The organism is Kitasatospora sp. NBC_00458, from assembly GCF_036013975.1.
Taxonomy (GTDB): Bacteria; Actinomycetota; Actinomycetes; order Streptomycetales; family Streptomycetaceae; genus Kitasatospora.
This window is the reverse complement of the sequence record NZ_CP107904.1, coordinates 1949808-1974878: the sequence shown is the minus strand read 5'-3', so window position 1 is coordinate 1974878 and position 25071 is coordinate 1949808. Positions and strand designations below refer to the sequence as shown.

21 protein-coding genes and 7 tRNA genes are annotated in these 25071 nt (G+C 74.0%); 14 read left to right on the top strand and 14 right to left on the bottom strand.

The features are described from left to right. Window positions 1–131 precede the first annotated feature (131 nt). Complete coding sequence (locus tag OG550_RS07335; RefSeq protein WP_327675788.1) at window positions 132–2900, bottom strand: SpoIIE family protein phosphatase; 2769 nt, start codon at window positions 2898–2900, stop codon at window positions 132–134. 99 nt (window positions 2901–2999) lie between these two features. On the opposite strand from OG550_RS07335, the gene OG550_RS07330 reads away from it, so the two are divergent. Beyond that, window positions 3000–3806, top strand: coding sequence for a TrmH family RNA methyltransferase (locus tag OG550_RS07330; protein ID WP_327675786.1), 807 nt, complete (start codon window positions 3000–3002; stop codon window positions 3804–3806). A gap of 121 nt (window positions 3807–3927) precedes the next feature. Here OG550_RS07330 and OG550_RS07325 read toward each other — a convergent pair whose 3' ends face one another. Further along, window positions 3928–4710: a hypothetical protein gene (locus OG550_RS07325; protein WP_327675784.1), complete on the bottom strand. Its 783-nt coding sequence runs from the start codon at window positions 4708–4710 to the stop codon at window positions 3928–3930. Beyond that, complete coding sequence (locus OG550_RS07320) at window positions 4692–6116, bottom strand: protein kinase domain-containing protein (RefSeq protein WP_442905953.1); 1425 nt, start codon at window positions 6114–6116, stop codon at window positions 4692–4694. Before OG550_RS07320 ends, OG550_RS07325 begins: the two co-directional genes overlap by 19 nt. Before the next feature lie 425 nt (window positions 6117–6541). Here OG550_RS07320 and OG550_RS07315 point away from each other — a divergent pair, with 425 nt between their 5' ends. Further along, window positions 6542–6742, top strand: a complete 201-nt coding sequence (locus OG550_RS07315) for a hypothetical protein (RefSeq protein WP_327675782.1) — start codon at window positions 6542–6544, stop codon at window positions 6740–6742. A gap of 440 nt (window positions 6743–7182) precedes the next feature. Here the strand turns inward: OG550_RS07315 and OG550_RS07310 are convergent. The 5 genes from OG550_RS07310 to OG550_RS07290 form a co-directional block, all read right to left on the bottom strand. Beyond that, a tRNA-Val gene (locus OG550_RS07310) sits at window positions 7183–7254 on the bottom strand. A 41-nt stretch (window positions 7255–7295) separates the two neighbouring features. Further along, window positions 7296–7367 (bottom strand) — tRNA-Val (locus OG550_RS07305). Window positions 7368–7408: 41 nt separating this feature from the next. After that, window positions 7409–7480: transfer RNA gene (locus tag OG550_RS07300), tRNA-Val, on the bottom strand. A gap of 34 nt (window positions 7481–7514) precedes the next feature. Further along, window positions 7515–7588, bottom strand: a tRNA-Cys gene (locus OG550_RS07295). A 40-nt stretch (window positions 7589–7628) separates the two neighbouring features. After that, window positions 7629–7701, bottom strand: a tRNA-Gly gene (locus tag OG550_RS07290). Window positions 7702–8001: 300 nt separating this feature from the next. On the opposite strand from OG550_RS07290, the gene OG550_RS07285 reads away from it, so the two are divergent. The 3 genes from OG550_RS07285 to OG550_RS07275 all read left to right on the top strand — a co-directional run bounded on the left by OG550_RS07285 (window position 8002) and on the right by OG550_RS07275 (window position 10895). Continuing rightward, window positions 8002–9057, top strand: coding sequence for a chorismate-binding protein (locus OG550_RS07285; protein ID WP_327675780.1), 1056 nt, complete (start codon window positions 8002–8004; stop codon window positions 9055–9057). A gap of 82 nt (window positions 9058–9139) precedes the next feature. Further along, on the top strand, window positions 9140–9970 hold the full coding sequence (locus tag OG550_RS07280; RefSeq protein WP_327675778.1) for an aminotransferase class IV: 831 nt from the start codon (window positions 9140–9142) through the stop codon (window positions 9968–9970). A 67-nt stretch (window positions 9971–10037) separates the two neighbouring features. After that, entirely contained in the window at window positions 10038–10895 is an 858-nt protein-coding gene (locus tag OG550_RS07275) for a GNAT family N-acetyltransferase (RefSeq protein ID WP_327675776.1), read from the top strand. A gap of 22 nt (window positions 10896–10917) precedes the next feature. Here OG550_RS07275 and OG550_RS07270 read toward each other — a convergent pair whose 3' ends face one another. After that, window positions 10918–11418, bottom strand: a complete 501-nt coding sequence (locus OG550_RS07270) for a DsbA family protein (protein ID WP_327675774.1) — start codon at window positions 11416–11418, stop codon at window positions 10918–10920. 126 nt (window positions 11419–11544) lie between these two features. On the opposite strand from OG550_RS07270, the gene OG550_RS07265 reads away from it, so the two are divergent. Then, window positions 11545–12078, top strand: a complete 534-nt coding sequence (locus OG550_RS07265) for a hypothetical protein (RefSeq protein ID WP_327675772.1) — start codon at window positions 11545–11547, stop codon at window positions 12076–12078. A gap of 133 nt (window positions 12079–12211) precedes the next feature. Here the strand turns inward: OG550_RS07265 and OG550_RS07260 are convergent, their stop codons facing one another. Both OG550_RS07260 and OG550_RS07255 read right to left on the bottom strand, forming a co-directional pair. Beyond that, complete coding sequence (locus tag OG550_RS07260; RefSeq protein WP_327675770.1) at window positions 12212–12781, bottom strand: CGNR zinc finger domain-containing protein; 570 nt, start codon at window positions 12779–12781, stop codon at window positions 12212–12214. Window positions 12782–13246: 465 nt separating this feature from the next. Next, the gene (locus tag OG550_RS07255; RefSeq protein ID WP_030056266.1) at window positions 13247–13660 is read right to left on the bottom strand and encodes an SsgA family sporulation/cell division regulator; all 414 of its coding nucleotides are present in this window, start codon (window positions 13658–13660) and stop codon (window positions 13247–13249) included. A gap of 195 nt (window positions 13661–13855) precedes the next feature. On the opposite strand from OG550_RS07255, the gene OG550_RS07250 reads away from it, so the two are divergent. From OG550_RS07250 to OG550_RS07240, 3 genes are all read left to right on the top strand, one after another. Next, window positions 13856–14380, top strand: a complete 525-nt coding sequence (locus OG550_RS07250) for a TIGR02611 family protein (protein WP_327675768.1) — start codon at window positions 13856–13858, stop codon at window positions 14378–14380. Between the two features lie 176 nt (window positions 14381–14556). Continuing rightward, window positions 14557–14628 (top strand) — tRNA-Val (locus OG550_RS07245). Window positions 14629–14837: 209 nt separating this feature from the next. Further along, window positions 14838–14909, top strand: a tRNA-Val gene (locus OG550_RS07240). A 92-nt stretch (window positions 14910–15001) separates the two neighbouring features. Here OG550_RS07240 and OG550_RS07235 read toward each other — a convergent pair. Next, window positions 15002–15769, bottom strand: coding sequence for an exonuclease domain-containing protein (locus tag OG550_RS07235; protein ID WP_327675766.1), 768 nt, complete (start codon window positions 15767–15769; stop codon window positions 15002–15004). Window positions 15770–15920: 151 nt separating this feature from the next. Between OG550_RS07235 and OG550_RS07230 the strand changes: the two genes are divergently transcribed. The 4 genes from OG550_RS07230 (at window position 15921) to OG550_RS07215 (ending at window position 20411) form a co-directional block, all read left to right on the top strand. Next, entirely contained in the window at window positions 15921–16475 is a 555-nt protein-coding gene (locus OG550_RS07230; protein ID WP_327675764.1) for a DUF4365 domain-containing protein, read from the top strand. A 32-nt stretch (window positions 16476–16507) separates the two neighbouring features. After that, window positions 16508–17692: a hypothetical protein gene (locus tag OG550_RS07225; RefSeq protein WP_327675762.1), complete on the top strand. Its 1185-nt coding sequence runs from the start codon at window positions 16508–16510 to the stop codon at window positions 17690–17692. 99 nt (window positions 17693–17791) lie between these two features. Further along, a complete protein-coding gene (thrS, locus tag OG550_RS07220; protein WP_327675760.1) occupies window positions 17792–19771 on the top strand; it encodes a threonine--tRNA ligase in 1980 nt (659 codons plus the stop codon). 79 nt (window positions 19772–19850) lie between these two features. Next, the gene (locus OG550_RS07215; protein WP_327675758.1) at window positions 19851–20411 is read left to right on the top strand and encodes an HIT family protein; all 561 of its coding nucleotides are present in this window, start codon (window positions 19851–19853) and stop codon (window positions 20409–20411) included. 70 nt (window positions 20412–20481) lie between these two features. On the opposite strand, the gene OG550_RS07210 is transcribed toward OG550_RS07215, so the two are convergent. Next, complete coding sequence (locus tag OG550_RS07210) at window positions 20482–22125, bottom strand: hypothetical protein (RefSeq protein ID WP_327675756.1); 1644 nt, start codon at window positions 22123–22125, stop codon at window positions 20482–20484. A gap of 206 nt (window positions 22126–22331) precedes the next feature. Between OG550_RS07210 and OG550_RS07205 the strand changes: the two genes are divergently transcribed. After that, window positions 22332–22781 (top strand): thiol-disulfide oxidoreductase DCC family protein, encoded by a 450-nt coding sequence (locus tag OG550_RS07205; protein WP_327675754.1) that lies wholly within the window; start codon window positions 22332–22334, stop codon window positions 22779–22781. Window positions 22782–22844: 63 nt separating this feature from the next. Here OG550_RS07205 and OG550_RS07200 read toward each other — a convergent pair whose 3' ends face one another. After that, window positions 22845–24899: an elongation factor G-like protein EF-G2 gene (locus OG550_RS07200; protein WP_327675752.1), complete on the bottom strand. Its 2055-nt coding sequence runs from the start codon at window positions 24897–24899 to the stop codon at window positions 22845–22847. Window positions 24900–25071 lie beyond the last annotated feature (172 nt).

The window sequence follows — 25071 nt, the reverse complement described above, 5'->3', positions numbered from 1 at the left end:
CAAAGAGCTTCTGCATACCACCAGCTCAGAGCACCTCTCTCCGTTCCGTTCTGTGCTTTGCAAAGTGATTCCTCACTTTGCAAAGCACAGAACGGAGCCCCCGCACCCACCCCCTCACCCCGCGTCACCCGCTACTCCAGCGGCTGCTCCGTCCAGATCACCTTCCCGGTGGCCGTGTACCGGGTGCCCCACCGGTCGGCGAACTGGGCGACCAGGAAGAGCCCGCGCCCGCCCTCGTCGGTGGTGGCCGCGTACTTCAGGTGCGGCGAGGTGCTGCTGGTGTCCGACACCTCGCAGATCAGTGACCGGTCGCGCAGCAGCCGCACCCGGATCGGCCCCGTCCCGTACCGGATCGCGTTGGTCACCAGCTCGCTCAGGATCAGCTCGGTGACGAACGCCGCCTCCTCCAGCCCCCACTCCTCCAGCCGCTCCGCCACCGCCGCCCGCACCGCGCCCACCGCGGCCGGGTCCGACGGCACGTCCCACTCCGCGACCTGGTCGGCCGGCAGCACATGGGTCCGCGCCACGAGCAGCGCGATGTCGTCCTGCGGACGCGCCGGCAGCATCGCCCCGAGCACGTCCGCGCAGGTCTGCTCCGGCGTCCGGGGCGGCCCGGTCAGCGCGGTCCGCAGCAGCTCCAGCCCCACGTCGATGTCCCGCTCGCGGTCCTCCACCAGCCCGTCCGTGTAGAGCACCAGCCGGCTGGCCTCCTCCACCACCAGCTCGGTGGTCTCGAAGGGCAGCACCGCCAGGCCCAGCGGCGGCCCGGTCGGCAGCTCGGGGTACACCACGCGCCCGTCCGGCCCGACCAGCGCCGGCGGCGGGTGCCCCGCACTGGCCAGCGTGCACCGCCGCGACACCGGGTCGTAGATCAGGTACAGGCAGGTGGCGCCCGTCACCGCGGCCGATCCGCCGGTCGCCGACTCCTCCTGGTCTATCCGGTTGACCAGCTCGTCGAGGTGCCCGAGCAGCTCGTCCGGCGGCAGGTCGAGGGTCGAGAAGTTGTGGATCGCCGTCCGCAGCCGCCCCATGGTCGCCGCCGCGTGCAGCCCGTGCCCCACCACGTCACCGACGACCAGCGCCACCCGCGCGCCCGGAAGCGGGATCACGTCGAACCAGTCCCCGCCGACCCCGGCCTGTGCCGGCAGGTACCGGTGCGCGACGTCCAGGGCGTTCTGCGCCGGCAGGCTCCGCGGCAGCAGGCTGTGCTGCAGGGTCACCGCCATCGCGTGCTCCCGGGTGTACCGGCGCGCGTTGTCGATGCAGACGGCGGCGTGCGCGACGAGCTCCACGGCCAGCGCCAGGTCGTCCTCCTCGAACGGGTCCGTCCGGTCCGCCCGCCAGAACCGCGCCACGCCCAGCAGCACCCCGCGCGCCTTCACCGGCACCCGCACCAGCGAGTGCACCCCGTACGCCAGGACCTGCGCCGCCCGCTCCGGGTCCTGCTCCCGCCAGGCGGAGGCCTCCGCCAGCCGCGGCTCGACCGCGGGCAGCCCGCTGTGCAGGGCGCCCGCCAGCGGCGTCGACGGCACCACGTCGAGCACCGTGCCGACCGGGTAGAACGGCGAGCCCTCCCGGACGGCGGCGAACGCGGCCCGGCGCATCCGCCCGAGCGCGGGGCCGGGCGGCGGCTCCTCGCCCTCCAGCACCTGTTCGGCGAGGTCGATCGTCACGAAGTCGGCGAACCGCCCCACCGTGACCTGGGCCAGCTCCTCCGCCGTGCGGGTGACGTCCAGGGTGCTGCCCACCGCCACCCCGGCGTCGTACAGCAGCCGCAGCCGCCGCTGCGCGACCTCCGCCCGCCCGGTCAGCGCCATCAGCTCGGTCGAGTCGCGCAGCGTCGCGACCGAGCCGGGCGGTCCGCCGTCCTGGTCGGTCGGCCGGATGTTCACGGCCAGCAGCCGCTCGCCGGAGAGGATCACCTGGTCGGTGACCGCCCGCCCGGCGATCAGCAGCTCCTCGGGCGCCCGGTCCAGTCCCAGCTCGGCGACCGGACGGCCCTCGGCGTCCGCCGGCAGGTCCAGCAGCCGGCGCGCCTCGTCGTTGCAGAGCAGCAGGCGGCCGTCCCCGCCGATGATCAGCACGCCCTCGCGCACCGCGTGCAGCACCGCCGCGTGGTGCTCGTACATGCGGGTCATCTCGGACGGGCCGAGCCCGTGCGTCTGCCGCCGCAGCCGCCGGCTGACCAGCGCCGTCCCGCAGGTGGCCAGCCCGAGCGCGATCCCGGCCGCGCCGAGCACCACGGGCAGCTGCCGTTCGCTCGCGCTGCTCACGTTGGCGATCGTGATGCCGGCGGACACCATCCCGACGACCTGGCTGTCGGGCGCGTGCACCGGCACGATCGCCTGCACCAGCGGCCCGATCGTGCCGACGACCTGCTCGACCACGACCTGCCCCTTGAGGGCGGGCTCGTAGTTCCCCACGAACTTCTGGCCGATCCTGGCCGGGTTGGGGTGGGTGTAGCGGATGCCGTCGGTGCTGAGGACGACGACGAAGTCCACCCCCGCGTTGACCGCCACCGACTGCGCCTTGGGCTGCAGGATCGCGGTGGGGTCGGGGGAGCGGAGCGCCTCGACGATGCCGGGCGAGTTGGCGAAGGTCTGGGCGACCGCGACGGACCGGTTGGTGGCCTCCTGCCGCGCGTCGTTGCGGGACTGCACGACCAGCGCGATCACGGCGGCCGCGACCAGCAGCAGCACCACCACGACCTGCAGCGCGAACACCTGTCCCGCGACCGACCGGCTCTTCGCCGGTCCGGTCCGGGCTGCTTCGGACTGCTGGTGCCGACCGTGTGGGCGCCCACCGGCGGAGCCGGCGGTACCGGTGGATCGGGAGGGGGTGGTGGAACCGGATGCACCAGTGGCCGACGGAGCCCAGGATCGGCCCGGAAATCGGGCCATACGTCATATTTGCACTCCGCCAGGCAGGGGGCCAAGGGCAAGCCCTTCCGACCCTTGGGCCGTTTGGCCTTCCCCGGCCCGGCTTGGCAAGATCGCAGGGTGTCCGAACCCAGCACCATCACCGACCCCGCCGACCCCCGCCTGGCCGACTACACCGGCCTGACGGACGTCGAACTCCGCCGCCGCCGCGAACCCGCCGAGGGTCTGTTCATCGCCGAGGGCGAGAAGGTCATCCGCCGCGCCCTCGCGGCCGGCTACCGGATGCGGTCGATGCTGCTGACCGCCAAGTGGCTGGACGTGATGGCCGACGTCATCGCCGAGGCCGAGGCGCCCGTCCACATCGTCGAACCCGCGCTCGCCGAGGCCGTCACCGGCTACCACGTCCACCGGGGGGCCCTCGCGTCGATGGAGCGCAAGCCGCTGCCGGACGCCGCCGAGGTGCTGGCCGGCGCCCGCCGGGTGGCCGTCCTCGAAGGCCTGGTCGACCACACCAACCTCGGCGCGATCTTCCGCAGCGCCGCCGCGCTCGGCATGGACGCCGTCCTGCTCTCGCCCGACTGCGCCGACCCGCTCTACCGGCGCGCGGTGAAGGTCTCGATGGGTGCCGTCTTCGCCGTGCCGTACGCCCGTCTGGACCCCTGGCCGGCCGCGCTGGACACGGTCCGCGCCGCGGGCTTCGGCCTGCTGGCCCTCACGCCCGCCGAGAACGCCGTCGACCTCGCCGCCCTGGCGCCCCACCGTCTGCCCAAGGCCGCCCTGATGCTCGGTGCCGAGGGGGACGGCCTCACCCGGGGCGCCATCGCGGCCGCCGACCACGCCGTCCGGATCCCGATGGCCCACGGCATCGACTCGCTCAACGTCGGCGCGGCCGCGGCGGTGGCCTTCTACGCCGTCACCGCCGCCTGACGTCCCCGGTACGCAGCGCGCAGGAAGTCGGCGGGTCCGACTTCCTGCGCACCCGCCCGGCGAACCCGGGCCCACCCGGGCGGCCCGGCCCCCGTCGGGGCGAGTCCGACGGGCGGCGGCGTCAGCCCGTCGGGGCGGTGGGCGGAGCGGGTGCGGCGGCGGGGGGCGGGGTGACGGCCGGCGTGGTCGCGCCGGAGCCGGGCCAGGACTCCTCCAGCGTGCCGTCCGCGCGCACCGTGTAACGGGTCGACGCGGCCGAACCCGACTGGGCGACCCGCTCCTCCCGGACCAGCGCGCCGTTCTCCAGCCGCCAGGTGGCGGTCGCCTGCGGATCGGCCGCGGATGACCGGGAGGCCAGCGCCACCGGCGCGTCCCCGTTGAAGGAGAACAGCTGCACGAGGTCGACCGGCACCGAGCCCTCCGACCGGCGCAGCACCACCAGGGCGGCGGGCGCCCCCTTGTACCGCGCGGGGAGTACGGCGCTGAGGACCACCTGCGGCCCCGCCCCCGCGGAACGTCCGTCGCGCAGGGTGATGGCCGCCCCGCTGGCGGGGTCGGGGTAGGCGCGGTTCGGCCAGTCCACCGCCGGGCCTGCGCCCTGTGCGGGCGCCAGGGCGCCGTCACCGGCCGCCGCGCTCGCGCGGGCCGCGGCGAGCGGGGTCCCGGACTGGGCGATGCCGTCCACGGAGAGCCCCGAACCGCCCGTGGCCGGCGGGGCCGGGGCGGGGGTCGTCGGAGGGGCCGCCTCCGCGCCCGCCGGCCGGCCGCTCCCCGGCTGCTCGCCCGCGCCGGGGACCGCCGGGGCGGAGGCCGCCGGCTTCAGCCCCCGGTTCTCCCGGTTCTCACAGCCCTGCGCCGCGGCGATGGCCAGCGCGACGCCCACCGTCACGGTGACGAAGACCACCAGCCGCTGCCGCAGCAGCCGCTGCCGTGCGGCGCCCGGGCGGCCGCCCGGTACGGGTGTGTGCTGCCGGTCCTGGGCCCGCCCGTGCGGACGTCCCGGCCGCTGCTCCCGCTCACGGGCCCCGGCGGGCCCCCCGGGGCGGCCGGGCGGCGGGGTCTGCTGACGCTCGCGCATCGGGCGGGTGGCCTGGGCCGCGTCGGGGCGGGGGAGCGGCGCCGTGACGGCCTGGCCGCCCTGGCCGGGGGCGCGCCGCTGCCCGCCGCCGGGCTGTCCTGCGGGTCGGCCCACCGCTGCGGCGCGGGCGCGTGCGGCGGCCGGGTCGGGTGCCCGTCCGGGGGCCGGAACGCCGCGCGGGACGGCGGACGGCTGGCCCTGCGGGACGGTGCCGGCGGGGCGTGCCGCGGCCCCCGGACGGGTGGCGGCTCCGGGGCGCCCCTCGGTGCTCCGCCCCGGGACGGTCCTGGCGGCCCCGGGGGGCCCGCCGGGGCGGTGCCACCCTGCTCCGCCGGGCCGCGGTCCGGCGCGCCCTCGCGTGCCGCGCCGTCGTCGGCCGGGCCGCGGTTGCGGCCGAAGGGGCCGCCGCCCGCGGTGCTGCCGCGCGCGGCCAGTTCGCTCAGCCGCTCGTGCAGGGCGGCCGCGCCGGGCCGTTCGGCGGGCTCCTTGGCCAGGCAGGCCCGGATCAGCGGTGCGAGCTGCGGCGGTACCGCCGAGAGGTCGGGCTCCTCGTGGACGACCCGGTAGAGCATGACCTCCGAGGAGGCCCCCGAGCCGAACGGGGTGTCCCCGGTGAGCGCGTACGCCAGGGTGGCCCCGAAGGCGAAGACGTCGGTCGCGGGCGTGACGGCGGCTCCGCGGACCTGCTCGGGTGCCAGGAAGCCGGGGGAGCCGACGGCGGTGCCGACGTGGGTGAGCGTGCTGGCCCCGCGGGACCAGGCGATGCCGAAGTCGATGATGCGCGGGCCGCGCGGCGAGAGCAGGATGTTGGACGGCTTGAGGTCCCGGTGGACGACCCCGGCCTCGTGGACCTTGACCAGGCCGTCGGCCAGCGCGGCGCCGATCCGGGCGGCCTCCGGCCAGTTCAGCGGTCCGTCGTCGCCGACCCGCTTGTACAGCGACGGCCCGGGGACGTAGGCGGTGGCCAGCCAGGGCCGGTCGGCCTCGATGTCGGAGCCCATGACGCGGGCGGTGCAGCCGCCGCGGATCTTGGAGGCGGCGGCGATCTCGCGGGCGAAGCGGGTGCGGAACTCGATGTCCTCGGCCAGTTCGGCCCGGATGAGTTTGAGTGCGACGCGCTGTCCCCGGCGGTCCGACCCGAGGTAGACCACCCCCATGCCGCCGGCTCCCAGCCGCCGGTGCAGGCGGTACGGCCCGACGATGCGGGGGTCCTCACGCCTCAGCCGCATCATCGCCATCATCGTTCCCCGTCAGACCGTGGGTGAGGCCCCGTCGGTTGGGGCGTCGTCAGTTCCTGTCTGGCACAGCTTACGGACTGCCCGCTGCGGTGTGCTGATACGCAACACCTCAAGCCATCGTCCGATTGTCCGATCTTGGACTGACAGTCGGCCGATGGGTCGCTGAAACGTTTCTCGGGGTCGCCCCTCAGGGTTCCCCCGGGGGTGCGGTGGAGGCCGTCTCCCCCTGCGGTAGTAGTCCTCAGGTACAGGCGTCATCCTCCGGGAGGCCCGGAGAACAGTACGACGGCATGACGTCCGCCGACCCCCTCGGGCCATAGCGTTGTCCTCAGCGGTGGACGGGGAGCTCGTCCCCCGAGGTAAGCCGTCCACCGCGTCCACTTCACCGGTAAACCCGCTCACGAATCAGGAGTCAGGGCATGGCAGCGCAGCTCACGGGATCCACCTCCCGACGCCGTCGGCCGGCCTTCACTCAGCCCCAGGCCGCGGAGCCCACCAGGCACCCGGCCGTGGCGGTGGCCATGGCACTGCCCTGCGCGGTGCTGCTGGTCACGCTGTTCGGGGGCTGGGAGCAGATGGCGAACCAGGCCCAGGCCGTCGCCGACCTGATCAGCCGCTGATCCACCCGCTGATCCGCTTACCGATACACCCGCTGGTCCAGTCCGTGACCAGCCACTGATCCACTCGATGGGAACGGCCGGCCTCCGGGCCGGCCCGAGGAACGGGCACTGGATCCCCTGGGGACGGGGAGCCGGTGCCGCCGGGGAGGCCGCGGCCGCGATGACACGCGGACGGGCGAGAGCGGTGCGCAGAGCACCCCGGCAGGAGGAGATGCCGCGTACGGCCGTCGGTGAGGGCGACCGTACGCGGCTCTTCTGCGTTCCGATGCGTTGCACTGCGATGCGTTCTGACGGCCCCCGAGGGAGCCGCCCGGCCCGCCCGGTCCGCTGCCGCCCGTCCGTACGATCGGCACAGGAGTGACCCGGCAGTTCCGACAGTTCCCGGAGACGCAAGAAGCCGGGGCCGCGACTCCCAAGAGTCGCGGCCCCGGCCGTTGTTGTGCGCGATACTGGGATTGAACCAGTGACCCCTACCGTGTCAAGGTAGTGCTCTCCCGCTGAGCTAATCGCGCCTGGTGTGGCGGTCCTGCAGCAGACCCCGAAGGGTCCGACGTGCGCGATACTGGGATTGAACCAGTGACCCCTACCGTGTCAAGGTAGTGCTCTCCCGCTGAGCTAATCGCGCCTGGTGTGGCGGTCCTGCAGCAGACCCCGGAGGATCCGACGTGCGCGATACTGGGATTGAACCAGTGACCCCTACCGTGTCAAGGTAGTGCTCTCCCGCTGAGCTAATCGCGCGGGGAGGTCGCCCGGCCGTAACCGGGAGTCCTCTTGGAGGTGGAGACGGGATTTGAACCCGTGTAGACGGCTTTGCAGGCCGTTGCCTCGCCTCTCGGCCACTCCACCAGGCAACACTCGAAGAACGATCTTACACTGTTCTCCATCGAGCGGACGACGAGATTCGAACTCGCGACCCTCACCTTGGCAAGGTGATGCTCTACCAACTGAGCCACGTCCGCCTGTCTCCCGGGACCTTCACCGTTTTTCTCGGCTGCGCTCCCTGGCGACGTGTTGAACTCTAGCGGATTCCCGGGCCAGCTAAAAATCCGTTCCCGCAGCGTGCCGCCGGGGTGTCCGCCGGGCGGCCCCGGACGGGCCCCGCGCCGACCTCCCCGGACGGTCGCGGCAGAGGTGGAACAGCACCCTGAGTGACACCCGCAGGTCACCCGGCGCACGCCCGCGTGACGCCCGACTCTGCTCACGCCCCCCGACCTACACTTCAGGCACCGCAATCCCGAGCAAGCCCGTGCAGGAGAACCGTGTCCGGCCACCCCGCCCCCCACACCCCGCTCGCCCGCTTCGGCGGCCGCCTCGCGACCGGGCTGCGCGACGTCACCTCGGATCCGGCGGCCCTCGACTCCGCCGGCTACTGGGCCGTCGCCTACGACTTCGAGGGCCGGCTCACCTGCGCCCGCTTCGACGACGTCCGCCCGGCCCCGGCCCCGCCGTCCGGCCGGGGCTGGCTCGGCCCGGCCGCCGACCGCTGGCGCAGCTCGCTCGACCGCGCCGCCTACACCGCGGGCGTCCGCCGGATCCGCGAGCACATCGCGGCCGGCGAGGTCTACCAGGCCAACCTCTGCCGGGTGCTGTCCGCGCCGCTGCCCGACCCGGACCGCACCGACGTCGACGCCCTCACCGGGCTCCTCGCCCACGGCAACCCCGCCCCCTACGCGGGCACCGTCCGGCTGCCCGGCCACGGGGTCGAGATCGCCACCGCCTCGCCCGAGCTCTACCTGCGCCGCACCGGCCGCACCGTCTCCTCCGGCCCGATCAAGGGCACCGGCCGCACCGAGCACGACCTCCTCGACAAGGACCACGCCGAGAACGTGATGATCGTCGACCTGGTCCGCAACGACCTCGGACGGGTCTGCGCCACCGGCACCGTCACCGTCCCCGACCTCTGCGCCGTCGAGAAGCACCCCGGCCTGGTCCACCTGGTCTCCACCGTGGAGGGGACCCTGCGCGACGGCGCCGGCTGGCCCGAACTGCTCGCCGCCACCTTCCCGCCCGGCTCGGTCACCGGCGCCCCCAAGTCCAGCGCCCTGAGGATCATCGAGGCCCTGGAGACCGCCCCGCGCGGCCCCTACTGCGGCGCCGTCGGCTGGGTCGACGCCGACCGCGGCGAGGCCGAACTCGCCGTCGGCATCCGCACCTTCTGGATCGACCGGACCGACCCGGCGGCACCCGAACTCCGCTTCGGCACCGGCGCCGGCATCACCTGGGGATCCGACCCCGAGCGCGAGTGGGCGGAAACCGAACTGAAGGCCGCCCGCCTCGTCGCGATAGCGTCGGGCACCGAAACCCACACCGACTGAGGGCGCGGACGCACCCGGCACCGTCACCGGACCCCGGCCGGAGCCGAACCGCCCACGCCCCACCGAGGAGGAGCAGCCCTCGATGCAGCACCCCACCACCAGCTGGGTCAACGGGTCCCTCGTCGACTCCGCCGACCCCGCCCTGTCCGTCCTCGACCACGGGCTCACCACCGGGGACGGGGTCTTCGAGACCCTGAAGGCCGTCGACGGGCGGGCCTTCGCCGTCACCCGCCACCTCGACCGGCTCACCCTCTCGGCCCGCGGTCTCGGCCTGCCCGACCCCGACCACGACCGGGTCCGCGAGGCCTGCGCGCAGGTGCTCGCCGCCAACCCGATGCCCCTCGGCCGGCTGCGGGTCACCTACACCGGCGGCGCCGCCCCGCTCGGCTCCGAGCGCGGCGACGACGCCCCCACCCTGGTCGTCTCCCTCGGCGCCGCCGCCCGCCGGCCCGACGCCACGGCCGTCGCCGTCGTCCCCTGGCGCCGCAACGAGCACAGCGCCGTGGCGGGCCTGAAGACCACCTCCTACGCGGAGAACGTCGTCGCCCTGGCCGCCGCCCACCGCGCCGGCGCCTCGGAGGCGCTCCTCGCCAACACCGCCGGGCGGCTCTGCGAGGGGACGGGCTCCAACGTCTTCGTCGTCCTCGACGGCACCCTGCTCACCCCGCAACTGTCCTCGGGCTGTCTGGCCGGCATCACCCGCCGACTCGTCATCGACTGGTGCGGCGCCGAGGAGGCCGACCTGCCCCTCGACGCCCTCCAGCGGGCCGAGGAGGTCTTCCTGACCTCCACCCTGCGCGACGTCCAGGCCGTCACCCGCGTCGACGGCCGCGAACTGTCCGGCCCGGGTCCGGTGACCGCCAAGGCGATGGCCGTCTTCACCGAGCGCAGCGGCGACGACCTGGACCCCTGAGCGCCGCCGGGTCCCGCCCCGTGCGCCCGGCGGGTAGAACACCCGGGTGACGGGAAGGGACCCCGGCATGACCACCACGCTGCGCCCTGAGGGGCCGGAGACATCCACCGCCGGCGGCGGCCGCACCAGACGCTGGAGGATCTGCGCCAACGGCCGCCCGGTCGGCGCGCTGCGCACCAGTGTCGTTACACGCGGCGGGCAACTCTGGGGTGAGATAGCCGAGTTGGAAGTCCACGAGGGGCGCGGCCGGGGGCGCGGGACGTTCGGCGCGCTGGCCGCCGAGGAGGTGCTGCGCGGTTGGGGCTGTACCCGGGTGGACGCCGACATCCCGGAGGGGGCGAGGCTGGCCCGTTCGCTCGCGGTCACCCTCGGCTACGCCGAGCGGATGCGGAACATGGCCAAGCGGCTCTCCGGGCCGCCGGCGCTGCCGCCCGGCGTCGCCGCCCGCCCGATCGGTGCCGAGGAGTTCCCGGGCTGGCTCGCGGACGCCAAGGAGGGCTACCTGCGGGACCTGGTCTCCTCGGGCCTCGCGGAGGAGCAGGCCCGCGCCAAGTCCGACGCGGACCACGTGAACCTGCTGCCGCAGGGGGCGGACACCCCGGGGGTCGCGCTGCGCCGGCTGTGGGGGGCGGGTCCGGATCCGGCGGGTCCGGACCCGCTGGGCTCGCTCTGGCTGGCCCTGCGGGTCCGCGACCTGCCGGACGGTTCGCCGCTGGCCTGGGTGATGGTGGTGGAGGTGACGCAGGCCCACCGGGGGCGCGGGTACGGCCGGGCGCTGATGCTGCTCGCGGAGCAGGAGTGCCTGGGTGCCGGTGTCCGCGACCTCGGGCTGAACGTCTTCAGCGGGAACGAGGCCGCGATCCGCCTCTACGATTCGCTCGGCTACCGGGTGACCAACCGGGTCTACGGGAAGGCGCTCATCTGACGCCGCGTCCCCTGGCCGTGCGTCAGGAGGCCTTCGCCGCTTCGATGACGGCGACGATCCGGTCCAGCAGGCCGTCCTGGCTCCGGCCGCCGTCGAGCCGCTGCCCGGCGATCACGTAGGTCGGCGTGCCCTGCACGCCGATCGCCTTGCCCTCGGCCTGGTCGGCATCGACGATCAGCATGTGCCGGCCGTCCACCAGGGCGGTGTCCACCTCCTCGGCGTCCATCCCGACCTCCCGGGCGACCTCCAGCAGCACCTCGGTGCCGCGGGCGTCCAGCTCCTCGACCCGGGCCAGCAGCGCCTCGACGAACGGCCACCCCAGTCCCTGCGCGAACGCCTCCTCGGCGGCCTCGGCCGCGGCGTAGGCGTGCTTGTGCTTCTCCAGCGGGAAGTGGCGCAGCTCGACCGGGAGCGCGTCGCCGTACCGGGCGCGCAGGGTCCGGACGTCGTCCAGGGCGGTGCGGCAGTCCGGGCACTGGAGCTCGCACCAGAACTCAAGACGGGGGAGGGAACCTTCGATCATGCCCCCAGTGTTCCACTAGTGGGTCCGGTGCCGTTCCGGCGGCCGGGTCCGGCCAGACCGGGGCGACGGGAGGTCCGACGAGATGATCGGTACGACTGACAGGCCGGCCGGCGACGGGACGCGGCCGTGCTGACGGCGGCGGTGGGTTTCGCGCTCACGGCGGCCGGGGTGGCCGTCGCGGGCCTGCGCGCGTACCGCCGGCGCTTCCTCTCCGCGACCCGCTGGTTCGCGGTGGCGCTGGTGCCGGCCGGGCTCTACCTGACGGGTCTCTTCCCGGTGGCCCGGACCATCGGCAGCGAGCTGGGCGACTGGGCGACGAAGCTGGTCTTCGACCCGCGGGTGTGGACCGGGATCGTGCTGCTGGGCGTCTCGGCGGGTCTGCTGTTCGCCACCCGCTGGGCGGCGCGGCGCGGTGCGGCGGGCGGGGGCGAGGCGCGTCCGGCGGCGGCCGGCCCGGCTCCGGCGCGTCCGGCCGTGGGTGCGCCCCCGGGCGCCGGTGCCGCGGCGCCGTCCGGTGCGGCGGGCCGGGTGAAGCAGCCGGAGCAGGTGAAGCAGGCCGGGGCGGGGAAGCAGGCGGGGCCGGGGAAGCGGTCCAAGGGGGACGACGGCCTCGGTGACTTCGCCGACATCGAGGAGATCCTGCGCCGCCGCGGTATCTGAGCGGGGGCGGTGCGTCCGTGCCGGGCCGGGGCCGGTCCGGCGGTTTCGGTGTGTCCGGAGCCGGCTCCCGGGGCGGGCCGGTCGGGGCGCGGTCCCGGACGGCGGGCCGTCCGGCACCGGGGCGTCGTGCTGCTCAGGCGGAGGGAACCGTCTCGGCGGACCGCTGGCGTGCCCGGTAGGCGGCCACGTGCAGGCGGTTCCCGCACGTCCGGCTGTCGCAGTAGCGGCGCGACCGGTTGCGCGAGAGGTCGACGAAGACCCGCGCGCAGTCGGGGGCCTCGCAGCGGCGCAGCCGCTCGCGCTCGCCGGCGGTGAGGATGAAGGCGAGCGCCATGCCCAGTTCGGCCGCCAGGTGGTCGCCGAGTGCGGCGTGCGGCGCGAAGTAGTGGATGTGCCACCCGTGGTGGTCGTGGTTGGTGAGCCGGGGTGTGGTGCCCGCGGCGGCGACCAGCGCGTTGACCAGTTCGGCGGCCTCTTCGGTGGACTCCGTGCCGAACACCTCGCGCAGCCGTGAGCGCAGCTCGTGCACCCGGCGCAGGTCGTCGTCGGTGAGGGAGTCGACTTCGCTGATCTCCTGGCGGATCACGAAGGCGTCGAGCGCGGCCACGTCGGGCAGCAGCTCGGTGCCGCACACCTCGGGGGCGGTGTTGAGCAGCTCGACGAGGATGCTCAGCGCGCACTCGGTGTCATGGGTGATCAGCACGTAGGGGCTCCTCGCGCGGAGGGGGCCGTCGGCGCCCCGCGACTACGGTCACTTCCAGACCTTACCGGGCCGCGCGGCGCACGGCGGCGGCTTCCCCCGAAGGTGCGTACGGATCTCGTCAGTGTGTACGAAAGGGCGTACGGGAAGGGCGGGCGGGGAGCACGGGCGGGGAGGGTCGGCGAGGAGGGTCGGCGGGGAGGACCGGTGGGGCGGGCGGAGGCGGGGGCGCCCGCACGGACACCCGCGCCCGGCAGTGAGGCCGGCCACCCGTCTGGGTGGCCGGCCTCACTGCCGGGCGCTTTCGGTGCGGTGACCCGCCCCTGATGGGGGCGAATCGTTTCACCGGCCCCGAGACCGCGTCGTGCGCGGCTGAGTCTGCTGCCGTGCCCCCGAGTAGGACGGCTGCGGTGACGGCAGGGGGTACGACCCCGCCGACAAGCGGGGCGTGACCGCCTCCGGGCGGGGTCAGCTTTCGGCGAGGATGTGGGACAGCTCCCGGTCGAGGTCGAAGTGACGGTGTTCGGTGCCGGGGGGCACGGCGGCGTCCGTCCGCTTGAGGAACGACTCAAGCGCTCGGGCCGGGGCCTCCAGCAGGGCTTCTCCTTCCGGAGAGCTCAGCGCGATGCAGACCACCCCTTGCCCGTGGCTGCGCGACGGCCAGACCCGGACGTCGCCGGTACCCGTGGGTCGGTGCAGCCCCTCCGCAAGGAGATCTCGGGCGAACACCCACTCCACGGTCTCGTCGGCGCCGGTGTGGAACGTGGCGTGCACGGCATAGGGGTCGGCGGTGTCGTAGCGCAGGCCCGCGGGGACGGGCAGTGAGGACTCGCTGGACACGATGAGGCGCAGGTGCAGCTCGCAGCTGACCGTGGTGTTCATAAGCGCCATGGCCTTTCGCTCAGTGTGCGCTCGGGGAATCGCACGTCGGCGAACGGACCATCCCACCTCCAAGACCGATGTAAACCCCTCTGTCCCGATTCGGGCGCGAGTCGTACCCCTTACGGCGCATTGCGGAATCGCCACAGACTGCCTGCCGGGGGCATTACCGGGCCGCTTCTCGGTTAGTTTCCTGGCATGACTGTGCGAAGCGACAAGGCACGCGGTGACGCGGGCGGGAACACGGGAGCGGGGGATGTGATCGTGCCGGACGACACGGGGGTGCCGACGGGGCCGGGGAGCGCGGACGGCGAGGACGGGACGGGCGACGCGGGTGCGGACGGCGGCCGGCCGCTCGGGTCCCGCGCGCCGCACTTCATCCGCCGCTCGCGCCCGCTGCACCTGAGCTGGCAGGTGGCCGTCTTCCTGGCCGGCCTGGCGGTGGTGGTGCTCGGCGTGATCATGCTGCCGCTGCCCGGTCCCGGCTGGGTGGTCATCTTCCTGGGCATGGGTGTCTGGGCGACCGAGTTCGTCTGGGCCCAGCTGGCGCTGCGCTGGACCCGCCGCAAGGTGGCCGAGGCGGCGCAGAAGGCCCTGGACCCGCGGGTCCGCCGCCGCAACATCACGCTCACCGTGATCGGCCTGGCGGTGATCGCCGGGATCGGCGGCTGGTACCTGTGGAAGTACGGGCTGGTCATGCCCTGGAAGATCGACGAGGACTGAGCGCGGACCGGTCCCGGTCCCGGTCCGGCCCCCGGGCCGAGGTCCGGGCCGGGCGGGGGGAGCGGGGGCGGAGGTGCGCCGTCCGGGTGAGGCGGCCGGCCCGGGAGGCGTTCCGGGGCCGGGGGCGGGCGTGTTCGGACCACCCCGTGGGATGCGGTAATGTTTTCCCTGCACCCGGGCGATTAGCTCAGCGGGAGAGCACTTCGTTCACACCGAAGGGGTCACTGGTTCGATCCCAGTATCGCCCACCGGAATGCATTGTGATATGTGAGGCCCAGCCGATTATCGGCTGGGCCTCACATGTATTTCCGCAATCCCGTGAACTGTGCCCGGGAATGGACTGAGTGGCAGTCATCTTCCGTGCGGAGTGCGAGTTCTGCGGATGTGTCGGCCGCCACCTCGGGGAACCGAGTTGTACCGCACCCCCCGAATGGTGCTACAGTTCTTCTCGTTGCCCGGGCGATTAGCTCAGCGGGAGAGCACTTCGTTCACACCGAAGGGGTCACTGGTTCGATCCCAGTATCGCCCACCGGACAGCACGCAGGCCCTGATCGGAAGACCGGTCAGGGCCTGCGGCGTTCGCGCACGCACCGGGCGCCGGGCGCCCCGGCCGGGCCCGTGCTACGCCGCCACCCCGCAACTGTGCTCCGGCGACAGCCGGCGGCCGCAGCCGCACCGGGCCGGCCGCAGCGGCCAGGACAGGTCCACCCGTTCGTCCGCCCCCGACCGGTCGAACCACGCCTGCAGCCCCCGCGCCTGCGCCGCGTGCCAGACCGCCTGCCGCAGGTGCAGCTCCGCCACCGTCAGTCCGCCCAGTGCGGCCGGGTAGCGCGCCCCGATCGTCCGGACCACCGCCAGCGTCGCCGCCGCGTCCGCCGCCGCGTCGTGCGCCCCGGCCAGGTCCACGCCGTAGTGCGCGCACAGGTCGGTCAGCGTCCGGCGGCCCTTGCGGTAGCGGTCCACGTGCTTGTCCAGCACCCGGGGGTCCAGCACCAGCAGGCCCGCCGGGCCCACCGCGTCGGTCAGCGTCACGCCCTGGTGGCGGCGCAACTCCCGGTCCAGCAGCGTCAGGTCGTAGGGTGCGTTCATCACCGCCACCGGGCGGCCGGCCCGCGCCTGCTCCGCCAGGGCGGCGGCGATCTCCGCCACCACCACGCGCGCGGGACGGCCGAACGCCCGGACCCGTTCGTCGCTGATCCCGTGCACCGCGCGGGCGCCGTCCGGTATCGGCACGCCCGGGTCGGCCAGCCAGGTGGTCGCCCGCGGGGCCGCGCCCGGGGCGAGTTGGACCACGAGGGCGGCCGAGACGATGCGGTCGGTCTCGACGTCCACGCCGGTGGTCTCGGTGTCGAAGGAGGCGATCGGGCCGGTGAACCAGTGCTGCTGCATGACTGCCCCTCGGATACAGCGCGTTCCCGCCCCGGTGATACCCGCTCCTGACACCCCCTCAACCGTTTGGCGCAACACCGGCCGGGCACCCTGCCGACAGGTGCCCTGTTCGAATCGGGACGGGCCCGGGGGACGGGGGAGGGACCCGGTGATGGCGCTGACCCAGCCGCAGCCCGAGGGGGCGGAGGCCGCCCTGCGGGGGAACCTGGCGGTGACCGCCTGCATGGAGACGCTGCAGGTCGGCTACCTGCACGCGGTCGCCGCCGCGGCCGGCTGCTCGCTCTCCCAGCCGTTCCCCGACAACGGCATCGACTGGCAGGTCAGCCACGGGTCCCGGGCCCACGAGGTCGACGACGAGGTCACCGTCAAGATCCAGCTGAAGGCCACCCAGCAGATCGCCCCCGATCCGCGCGGCCCGTACTTCAGCTTCACCCTGGACAACGACCACCTGCGCAAGCTGGCCCGCCCCCGGGTCGCGGTGCCCCGCATCCTCGTCGTCATGCTGCTGCCCCGCCGGGTCGACCACTGGCTGGCGGCCCGGCCGGACGCGCTGGAGCTGCGGCACTGCTGCTACTGGATCAACCTGGCCGGGCACCCGGTCACCGGGCAGCGCCGGACCAACGTCCGGGTGCCCACCGCGAAGGTCTTCGACGACCGCGCACTGTGCGACATCATGGCCAGGGTCGGCGCGGGCGGCAGCCCGTGACGGCCCGGCCCCCGGCCGGGAGGAGCCGCACCATGACACTGCCCCACGGGCCACTGCGCCACGGGCCCGGCGAGCCGCGGGACCGGGCGCTGCCCGACCCGGCCGCCGTCGACCCCGCGGTGCTCGCCACCCTGCTGGCCCGGCACGGCTGGGTCCGGCGCGGCGGGCCCTCCGCCCGGTACGGCCGGTGGACGCCGCCCGACGGCACCGATCCCGGCACCAGCCTGCTCGTCCCCGCCGGTGACGGCTTCGACGACGCCGTCGACCTGCTCGCCGACGCCGTCACCGCGCTCTCCCGCTCCGCCAGCCCCTCCGCCCGCGCCATCCTGCTCGCGCTGGCCGTCCCCGGCGACGAGCTCCAGTGGCGGCGCGACCCGGCCGGACCGTCCGGCACGGCGGCCGCCGCCGACCCCGCCACCGTGTCCTGGGAGGACACCGAACGGCTCCAGCGGGCGGCCCGCGCCATGCTCGCCGCCGGCGCCAAGGCCGGCCGCACCCGGGCCGCCTACTTCGGGGCCCGGCTCGACGGCTGGGCCGGGGACTTCCTCGACCGGGTCCTGGTCGTCCCCGGCGGCCCCGGCCTCACCGCCTACACCCCCGCCCCCGAGGGCCGGGCCGCGGTCACCACCCTGGTGCGCGCCCTGGAGGCGCTGCGCGACGCCGTCGACTACCGCCGGGTCAGCGGCGGCGCCGAGGCCTTCGAGAACGCCGTCCAGTCCGGCGTCAGCCGCGAGCTGGTCGAGTCCGTCGAGGAGCTGGTGCGCGGCGCCACCGCCGCCCAGCTCACCGTCGCCTGGTCGGCCGCGGCGGGCGCCCCCGGCGGCTTCGGCGACCGCCGGATCGCTCTGGAGTTCTCGCCCGGCGACCTGCCCGCCCTCGCCGAGGCCGCCGAGCTGCTGGAACGCATCGAACCCGCCGTCGCCGTCACCCTCGTCGGCGTCGTCGTCCGGCTCAAGCGCGCCGACCCGGCCGGGCCCGGCTCGGTCCGGCTCCGGGTGCTCGGCGGCGCCGAGGTCGACGAGGTGAAGGTCCGCCTCCCCGACCCCGCCTACCGGCTGGCCGCCGGGGCCCACCTGGCGGGCACCCCGGTCCGGGTCAGCGGCCGGCTGGAGCGGCGCGGCGGCTTCCGCCGGCTCACCCGGCCCACCGGCCTGGAGCCCTGCGGCCTGGAGGAGGCCGAGCGGGAGCGGCTGCTCAAGACGCTGGGCGACGGGTAGGGAGGGTACGGAGGTGACGGTGGGGCCACCGGTCTCGGTACCATCGTCACGCGCAGCGGAGTGTTGCGTCCTATGAATCCAGCACGTCAGGAGAGACCGGTGACGGACGTCCGGGTAATCATCAGCCGCGAACCCGATCGGGAAGAGCGCGTGGTGACCACGGGCACCACGGCCGCGGAGCTCTTCGCCGACGACCGCTCGATCATCGCCGCCCGCGTCGGCGGCCAGCTCAAGGACCTCGCGTACGCCGTGCAGGACGGCGACGAGGTCGAGCCGGTCGAGATCGGCAGCAAGGACGGCCTGGACATCCTGCGCCACTCCACCGCGCACGTGATGGCGCAGGCCGTGCAGCAGCTCTTCCCGGAGGCCAAGCTCGGCATCGGCCCGCCGGTCAAGGACGGCTTCTACTACGACTTCGACGTCGAGAAGCCGTTCCACCCCGATGACCTCAAGGCCATCGAGAAGAAGATGCAGGAGATCATCAAGCGGGGGCAGAGGTTCTCGCGCCGCGTCGTCACCGACGAGGCCGCCCGCGAGGAGCTGTCCGGCGAGCCGTACAAGCTGGAGCTGATCGGCCTCAAGGGCTCCGCCGCCACCGCCGGCGAGGGTGCCGACGTCGAGGTCGGCGCCGGCGAGCTGACCATCTACGACAACCTGGACCCGAAGTCCGGCGAGCTGTGCTGGGGCGACCTCTGCCGCGGCCCGCACCTGCCGTCGACCCGGATGATCCCGGCGTTCAAGATCATGCGCTCGGCCGCCGCGTACTGGCGCGGCAGCGAGCGCAACCCCATGCTCCAGCGCCTCTACGGCACCGCCTGGCCGACCAAGGACGCGCTCAAGGCGCACCTGGAGTTCCTGGAGGAGGCCGCCAAGCGCGACCACCGCAAGCTCGGCAACGAGCTCGACCTCTTCTCCATCCCCGAGGAGATCGGCTCCGGCCTCGCCGTCTTCCACCCCAGGGGCGGCATCATCCGCCGCGCCATGGAGGACTACTCGCGCCGCCGGCACGAGGAGGAGGGCTACGAGTTCGTCTACACCCCGCACGCCACCAAGGGGAAGCTCTTCGAGAAGAGCGGCCACCTCGACTGGTACGCGGACGGTATGTACCCGCCCATGCAGCTCGACGAGGGCGTGGACTACTACCTCAAGCCGATGAACTGCCCGATGCACAACCTGATCTTCGACGCGCGCGGCCGCTCGTACCGTGAACTGCCGCTGCGCCTCTTCGAGTTCGGGACGGTCTACCGGTACGAGAAGTCCGGCGTGGTGCACGGCCTGACCCGCGCCCGCGGCTTCACCCAGGACGACGCGCACATCTACTGCACCCGTGAGCAGATGGCCGACGAGCTCGACTCGACGCTCACCTTCGTGCTCAACCTGCTGCGCGACTACGGCCTGACCGACTTCTACCTGGAGCTGTCCACCAAGGACCCGGAGAAGTTCGTCGGCTCGGACGAGGCGTGGGAGGAGGCCACCGCGGTCCTCGCCAAGGTGGCCGAGAAGCAGGGCCTGCCGCTGGTCCCGGACCCGGGCGGCGCGGCCTTCTACGGCCCGAAGATCTCGGTGCAGGCGCGGGACGCCATCGGCCGCACCTGGCAGATGAGCACCATCCAGCTCGACTTCAACCTGCCGGAGCGCTTCGACCTGGAGTTCACGGCGGCGGACGGCTCGCGCCAGCGGCCGGTCATGATCCACCGGGCGCTGTTCGGCTCGATCGAGCGCTTCTTCGCGGTGCTGCTGGAGCACTACGCCGGCGCCATGCCGCCGTGGCTGGCCCCGGTCACCGTGACCGGCATCCCGATCACCGACGAGCACGTGCCGTACCTGCTGGAGGTCGCGGCCGAGCTGAAGAAGCGCGGGATCCGGGTCGACGTCGACACCTCGGACGACCGGATGCAGAAGAAGATCCGCAACGCCCAGAAGAGCAAGACCCCGTTCATGCTGATCGCCGGCAACGACGACGTCGAGGCGGGCGCGGTGTCCTTCCGCTACCGCAACGGCGAGCAGAAGAACGGTGTCCCGGTGGCCGACGCGGTCGCCGAGATCGTCGACGCCGTGGAGCGCCGCATCCAGGTGTGACGCCGCGGGCGCGCCTGAGCGCGGGGCGGGCTCCTCAGGAGTCTGCCCCGCGCTGCTTTGCAAGCACGCGCGGGAGAATATGCTGATCAGCATGACGACTGAGCCGGAACTGCAGCGGGGCGTCGGCGAGCCGGACGGCTTCCGCCGCCTGTGGACCCCCCATCGGATGGCCTACATCCAGGGCGAGAACAAGCCCACCGGCCCGGCTCCGGACGACGGTTGCCCGTTCTGCTCGATTCCGTCGCTGAGTGACGAGGACGGGCTGGTCGTCGCGCGCGGCGGCTCCGTGTACGCGGTGCTCAACCTCTACCCGTACAACGGCGGCCACCTGATGGTGGTCCCGTACCGGCACGCGGCGGACTACACCGAGCTGGACGGGGCGGAGACGGCCGAGCTGGCGGTGTTCACCAAGAAGGCGATGACGGCGCTGCGCGCGGCCTCGGGCGCGCACGGCTTCAACATCGGGATGAACCAGGGCACGGCGGCCGGTGCCGGGATCGCGGCGCACCTGCACCAGCACGTGGTGCCGCGCTGGGGCGGGGACACCAACTTCATGCCGGTGGTCGGCCACACCAAGGTGCTGCCGCAGCTGCTGGCGGACACCCGCAAGATGCTGGCCGAGGCCTGGCCGCAGGACTGAGCCGGAACGGACGAGGGCCCCGCCGACCGTGGAGTCGGCGGGGCCCTCGTCGTCGTGCCCGGTGCGGGCGTCAGGCGTCGTACTGGTCGACCTTGAACGGGCGGCTGCCCTGGGCCTCGGCCTTGAGCCCGGCGGCGCGGCCCTTGAAGGCGCGCTCGGTGTCCAGGTCGTGTTCGGCGAGGAACTCCAGCGTGGCGGTGTGGACGGCGCCGAGCACGGGGTGCGCGGAGTTGAGCGCGTTGTCCGCCATGGTGCGGGTGCCCCACGGCGCGCCGGCCCAGATGTGCCGCAGGCCGAAGGGCTCGGGCAGGCCGAGGCCGCCGCCGAGCCAGGAGAGCAGGCCGGGCATCCGGTAGAAGGGGGCGCGGACGGCCTGCCGGACGACTTCGTCGTTGTCGATCAGCGGCAGCTTGACCGTGCGCTCCTCCCAGAACCGCACGGTCTTGGCGACCGACTTCTCCTTGTCCTTGGGCTTGTCGAAGAAGTAGCCGTTGATCGGGCCGAGGGCGTAGCCGGCGACGGTGATGTTGAGGGTGTTGGCGAGCAGCACCACGGTGACGGTGAAGGTCAGGACGAGCTTGCCGTCGTGGGTGATGAACTGGGTGGCGAGGTAGTGGCGGGGGCCGCCGCCGAAGGTCTGCTTGTCGGCGATGGCCTGGACGGCGAAGTCGCGCATGTGGTCGCCGTCCATGTCGGCGTTGCCGGGGCGGCTGATCTCGTCGGCGCTCTCGCCGACCTCGAAGACGACCCACTGCTTGACGCGGACGCCGGGCATGCCGCTGTTGGCGACCTCGCTGATGCCGAGCGACTTGAGGTGGCCGGCGATCTTGCGGACGAGGTCCCAGGGGTGGAACTGGCGGAAGTCGATCTGGCCCTCGGCGGGGCGCAGGGTGTCGACGAGCTTCCACTCGCCCCAGCGGCGGCCGGCGCCGAGGATGCCCTTGGGGCCGGCGTAGTGCTGGACGTTGGTCTCCTGCTCGGCGTCCAGCCGGCCGAGCTTGGCGCGCAGGTCGGCGGCCTTCTTGTCGAGGTCGTCGCGGGGGACGGCCATCGGGACGGTGGCGGCGACGGCGTTGCCCTCGACCAGTTGCAGCCAGCGGGCGCGCAGGTCGACGGCGGTGCGTACGACGATGCGCTTCGCGAGGTACCAGCCGATGACGGGCGCCAGCATGACGATGCGCAGGTAGAGGCCGAGGATCCCGCCGGCCGGGGGCTTGACGGCGAACAGGACGGCGAGGGTGGCGGCGAGGGCGAGGACGATGCCGCCGTAGACGCCGGCGTTCTTGGGGTTGTCGCGCCTGAGCCAGGCGCGGAGCTGGAAGGCGCCGAGCCAGATCAGGGTGCCGGGCAGGCAGAGCACGCCGGTGACGACGGAGACGGTGGACAGCTGCCGGTCGCGGTTGCGGCGGATCTCCTCGGCGGCGAGGGAGTGCTCGACGATCTGGCGGGTGTCGACGCCGAAGGCGGGGACCAGGGGCTTCCGGTCGCCGCCGAGCGCGCGGGAGATCAGCGCCTTGCTGAAGGCCTCGCCGAAGTTGGGGGCGAAGAGGGCGAAGCGGCCCTTCTTGGCGGTGGCCCCGTCGAGCTTGCCGGCGTCGACTTCGAGCTTGCCGTCGCGGTACGCGGCCGAGGAGAGCGCCTGCGTGCCGGCGGTCTGCGGGCCGGTGTCGGTCCGGGGTATCTGCGCACCCGGGGTCATGTCGAGTGTGGTCACGGTGGCGTCCCCTCCTCCCCATTGTCCTGCGGCAGGTTACCGTGCCCCGGTGCCGCGGTGTGGATGATCGTCTGAAGTGCCGTCACGAACGCGCCATGGTGGACCTGTGGGGCATGATGCCCACGTTTCGCCGGCACGATGCGCCCGGTCGCCCGCGGGGCCGCCCCGTCGGTGGACGGTGGTGCCGGATGGTGCACGATGGCGGTATGGACAACGCGGTGGTGAAGGACCCGGTGCTGGTCTTCGACGGCGACTGCGCCTTCTGCACGACGTGCAAGAACTGGGCCGAGCGGTACCTGCGGCAGACGCTGGCGTCGGGGGGCTGGGACGCGGTGCCGTTCCAGTTCGCGGACCTGGAGGGTCTGGACGTCCTGGCCGGGGGGCGCGGGGAGGTGTCCTGGGAGCGCGCGGAGCGCGAACTGCTCTGGGTGACGCCGGCCGGCCGGGTGTACGGCGGGGCGCAGGCGGTGGCGCGGCTGCTGCTGAGGTCGGGCGGGGCGTGGGCGTACCTGGGCGGGCTGCTGGCGCTGGCGCCGGTGCGGCCGGTGGCGGCGCTCGCGTACCGGTGGGTGGCGGGGAACCGGCACCGGATGCCGGGCGGGACGCCCGCCTGCGCGCTGCCGCAGCGGCCGCCGGCCGGGGCCGACCAGGAGTGACGGGCGGCCGCAGGGGCGGGGTGCGGCGCCGGGCCCGCGACCGGGCCCGGCGCTCCCCGGGGTTCAGTCCTTCTCGGTGAAGCGGGCCGCGAGCGCGGCGGGCATCGGTTCGTGCCGCAGGTGGGACCGGCTGAATTCGGCCGTGCCGTGGGTGAGCGAGCGCAGGTCGACCGGGTAGCGGGCGAGTTCGAGCTCGGGCACCTCGGCGCGGAGCAGCGTGACGCCGGGGCCGGCGGTCTCGGTGCCGAGGACGCGGCCGCGCCGGGCGGAGAGGTCGCCGAGGACGGCGCCGAGGTAGTCGTCGGGGAGCAGGACGCCGACCGCGGCGACGGGTTCGAGCAGCCGGATGACGGCGTGCTCGGCGGCGTCCCGCAGGGCGAGGGCGGCGGCGGTCTGGAAGGCCGAGTCCGAGGAGTCGACGGAGTGCGCCTTGCCGTCGGTGAGGGTGACCCGGATGTCGACGAGCGGGTGGCCGGTGGCGACGCCCTTGCCGAGCTGGGCGCGGATGCCCTTCTCGACGGAGGGGATGAAGTGCCGGGGGACGGCGCCGCCGACGACGTGTTCCTGGAACTCGAAGCCGGACCCGGAGGGCAGGGGTTCGACCTCCAGTTCGCAGATGGCGTACTGGCCGTGGCCGCCGGACTGTTTGACGAGGCGGCCGTGGCCGGCGGCGGCGGTGCCGAAGGTCTCGCGCAGGGCCACCCGGTGTTCCACGGTGTCGACGTGGACGCCGTGGCGGGTGCGGAGGCGGTCGAGGACGACTTCGGCGTGGGCTTCGCCGGTGCACCAGAGGACGAGCTGGTGGGTGTCGGGGTTCTGTTCCAGGCGGAGGGCCTGGTCCTCGGCCGCGAGCCGGGTGAGCGCCTGGGAGAGCTTGTCGTCGTCGGCCTTGCTGTGGGCCTCGACGGCGATCGGGAGCAGTGGTTCTGGGAGGGTCCAGCCGTCGAGCTTGACGGGGTGGCCGGGGTCGTGGGCGGTGTCGCCGGCCCGGGCGCTGGTGAGTTTGGCGGCGCACACGAGGTCTCCGGCGACGGCGTGCGGGACGGGGCGCTGGAGTTTGCCGAAGGGGCTGGTGAGGCCGGTGACGCGTTCCTCGGTGTCCTGGTCGGCGGGGTGGTCGGGGCCGGCGAGCTGGATCCGGGTGTCGGGGCGCAGGGTGCCCGCGTAGAGGCGCAGGAGGCTGATCCGGCCGACGTAGGCGTCGCCGGTGACGCGGACGACCTGGGCGGCGAGCGGGGCGTCGGGGTCGCACTCGGGGGCGGGGCGGGTGCGTTCGGTGGGGTCGGGGAAGGAGGTGGTGATGAGGTCGAGGAGTTCGGTGGCGCCGAGGCCGTTCTCGCTGGTGGGGACGGCGGGGTGGAGGGCGCAGGTGAGGACTTCGCGGCGGAGTCCGGCTTCGAGGGCGTCGGTGTCGAGGGGGTCGCCGGCGAGGTAGCGCTCCATGAGGGCGTCGTCCTGGCCGGAGATGGCCTCGACGAGGCTCTCGCGGGCGGGTGCGGTGTCGGGCAGGGGGTCGGTCCGCCCGTAGGTGTGGCCGGTGAGCAGGTCGACGCTGCCGTCGGGGCGGCCGTCGTGGTGGACGGGGACGAAGAGCGGCCGGAGGGTGTCGGGTCCGAGGCCGAAGGCGTCGTGGCAGGCGGTGAGGATCTCGTCGAAGCCGCTGCGCGCGATGTCGAGTTTGGCGACGGCGATGGCGCGGGGGATGCCCTCGGCGGCGCACTCGCGCCAGAGGGCGCGGGTGGGGGCGGTGACCGGGTCGGTGGCGGAGACGACGAAGACGGCGGCGTCGGCGGCGTGCAGGGCGGCGCGCAGTTCGGCGGCGAAGTCGGGGTGGCCGGGCGGGTCGAGCAGGTTGATCTTGACGCCGTTCCAGGCGAGCGGGAGGACCGAGAGCTGGACGGAGCGCTGCTGCTGGTGCTCGACGGGTTCGTGGTCGGCGACGGTGGTGCCGTCGGTGACGCGGCCGGGGCGGCCGACGGCGCCGGCGGCGTGGGCGAGGGATTCGGCGAGCGTGGTCTTGCCCACGCCGGCGCAGCCGATGAGGACGACGTTGCGCAGGTCGCTTGGTCCGGTGACGGCGGGTGCCTGGCCGGCTCGGGCGGTGCTGCGGTCGGGCATCGGGGTCTCCTCCCGTCGCGCCGAGGCTGTCGGTGAAAGTCTAGGTGCGGTGGTGCGCGCGCGCCGGGTCGGCGGTGTGCGGGGCGGGTGCGGGGCGGGTGCGGGTGCGGGGGAGAGCGGCGGGTGCCGGGGCGCGCTGGGCCGGGTCGGGCGGTGTGTGGGCGGGGTCGGT

What these genes read in the sequence shown, in the direction of transcription:
- OG550_RS07315 (WP_327675782.1), top strand. Translation starts at nt 6,542, where the DNA reads ATGGCAGCGCAGCTCACGGGATCCACCTCCCGACGCCGTCGGCCGGCC.
- OG550_RS07320 (WP_442905953.1), bottom strand. Translation starts at nt 6,116, where the DNA reads ATGATGCGGCTGAGGCGTGAGGACCCCCGCATCGTCGGGCCGTACCGC.
- OG550_RS07230 (WP_327675764.1), top strand. Translation starts at nt 15,921, where the DNA reads ATGGCGCTGACCCAGCCGCAGCCCGAGGGGGCGGAGGCCGCCCTGCGG.
- OG550_RS07280 (WP_327675778.1), top strand. Translation starts at nt 9,140, where the DNA reads ATGCAGCACCCCACCACCAGCTGGGTCAACGGGTCCCTCGTCGACTCC.
- OG550_RS07235 (WP_327675766.1), bottom strand. Translation starts at nt 15,769, where the DNA reads ATGCAGCAGCACTGGTTCACCGGCCCGATCGCCTCCTTCGACACCGAG.
- OG550_RS07200 (WP_327675752.1), bottom strand. Translation starts at nt 24,899, where the DNA reads ATGCCCGACCGCAGCACCGCCCGAGCCGGCCAGGCACCCGCCGTCACC.
- OG550_RS07215 (WP_327675758.1), top strand. Translation starts at nt 19,851, where the DNA reads ATGCTGATCAGCATGACGACTGAGCCGGAACTGCAGCGGGGCGTCGGC.
- OG550_RS07275 (WP_327675776.1), top strand. Translation starts at nt 10,038, where the DNA reads ATGACCACCACGCTGCGCCCTGAGGGGCCGGAGACATCCACCGCCGGC.
- OG550_RS07225 (WP_327675762.1), top strand. Translation starts at nt 16,508, where the DNA reads ATGACACTGCCCCACGGGCCACTGCGCCACGGGCCCGGCGAGCCGCGG.
- OG550_RS07255 (WP_030056266.1), bottom strand. Translation starts at nt 13,660, where the DNA reads ATGAACACCACGGTCAGCTGCGAGCTGCACCTGCGCCTCATCGTGTCC.
- OG550_RS07270 (WP_327675774.1), bottom strand. Translation starts at nt 11,418, where the DNA reads ATGATCGAAGGTTCCCTCCCCCGTCTTGAGTTCTGGTGCGAGCTCCAG.
- OG550_RS07205 (WP_327675754.1), top strand. Translation starts at nt 22,332, where the DNA reads ATGGACAACGCGGTGGTGAAGGACCCGGTGCTGGTCTTCGACGGCGAC.
- OG550_RS07335 (WP_327675788.1), bottom strand. Translation starts at nt 2,900, where the DNA reads ATGGCCCGATTTCCGGGCCGATCCTGGGCTCCGTCGGCCACTGGTGCA.
- OG550_RS07250 (WP_327675768.1), top strand. Translation starts at nt 13,856, where the DNA reads ATGACTGTGCGAAGCGACAAGGCACGCGGTGACGCGGGCGGGAACACG.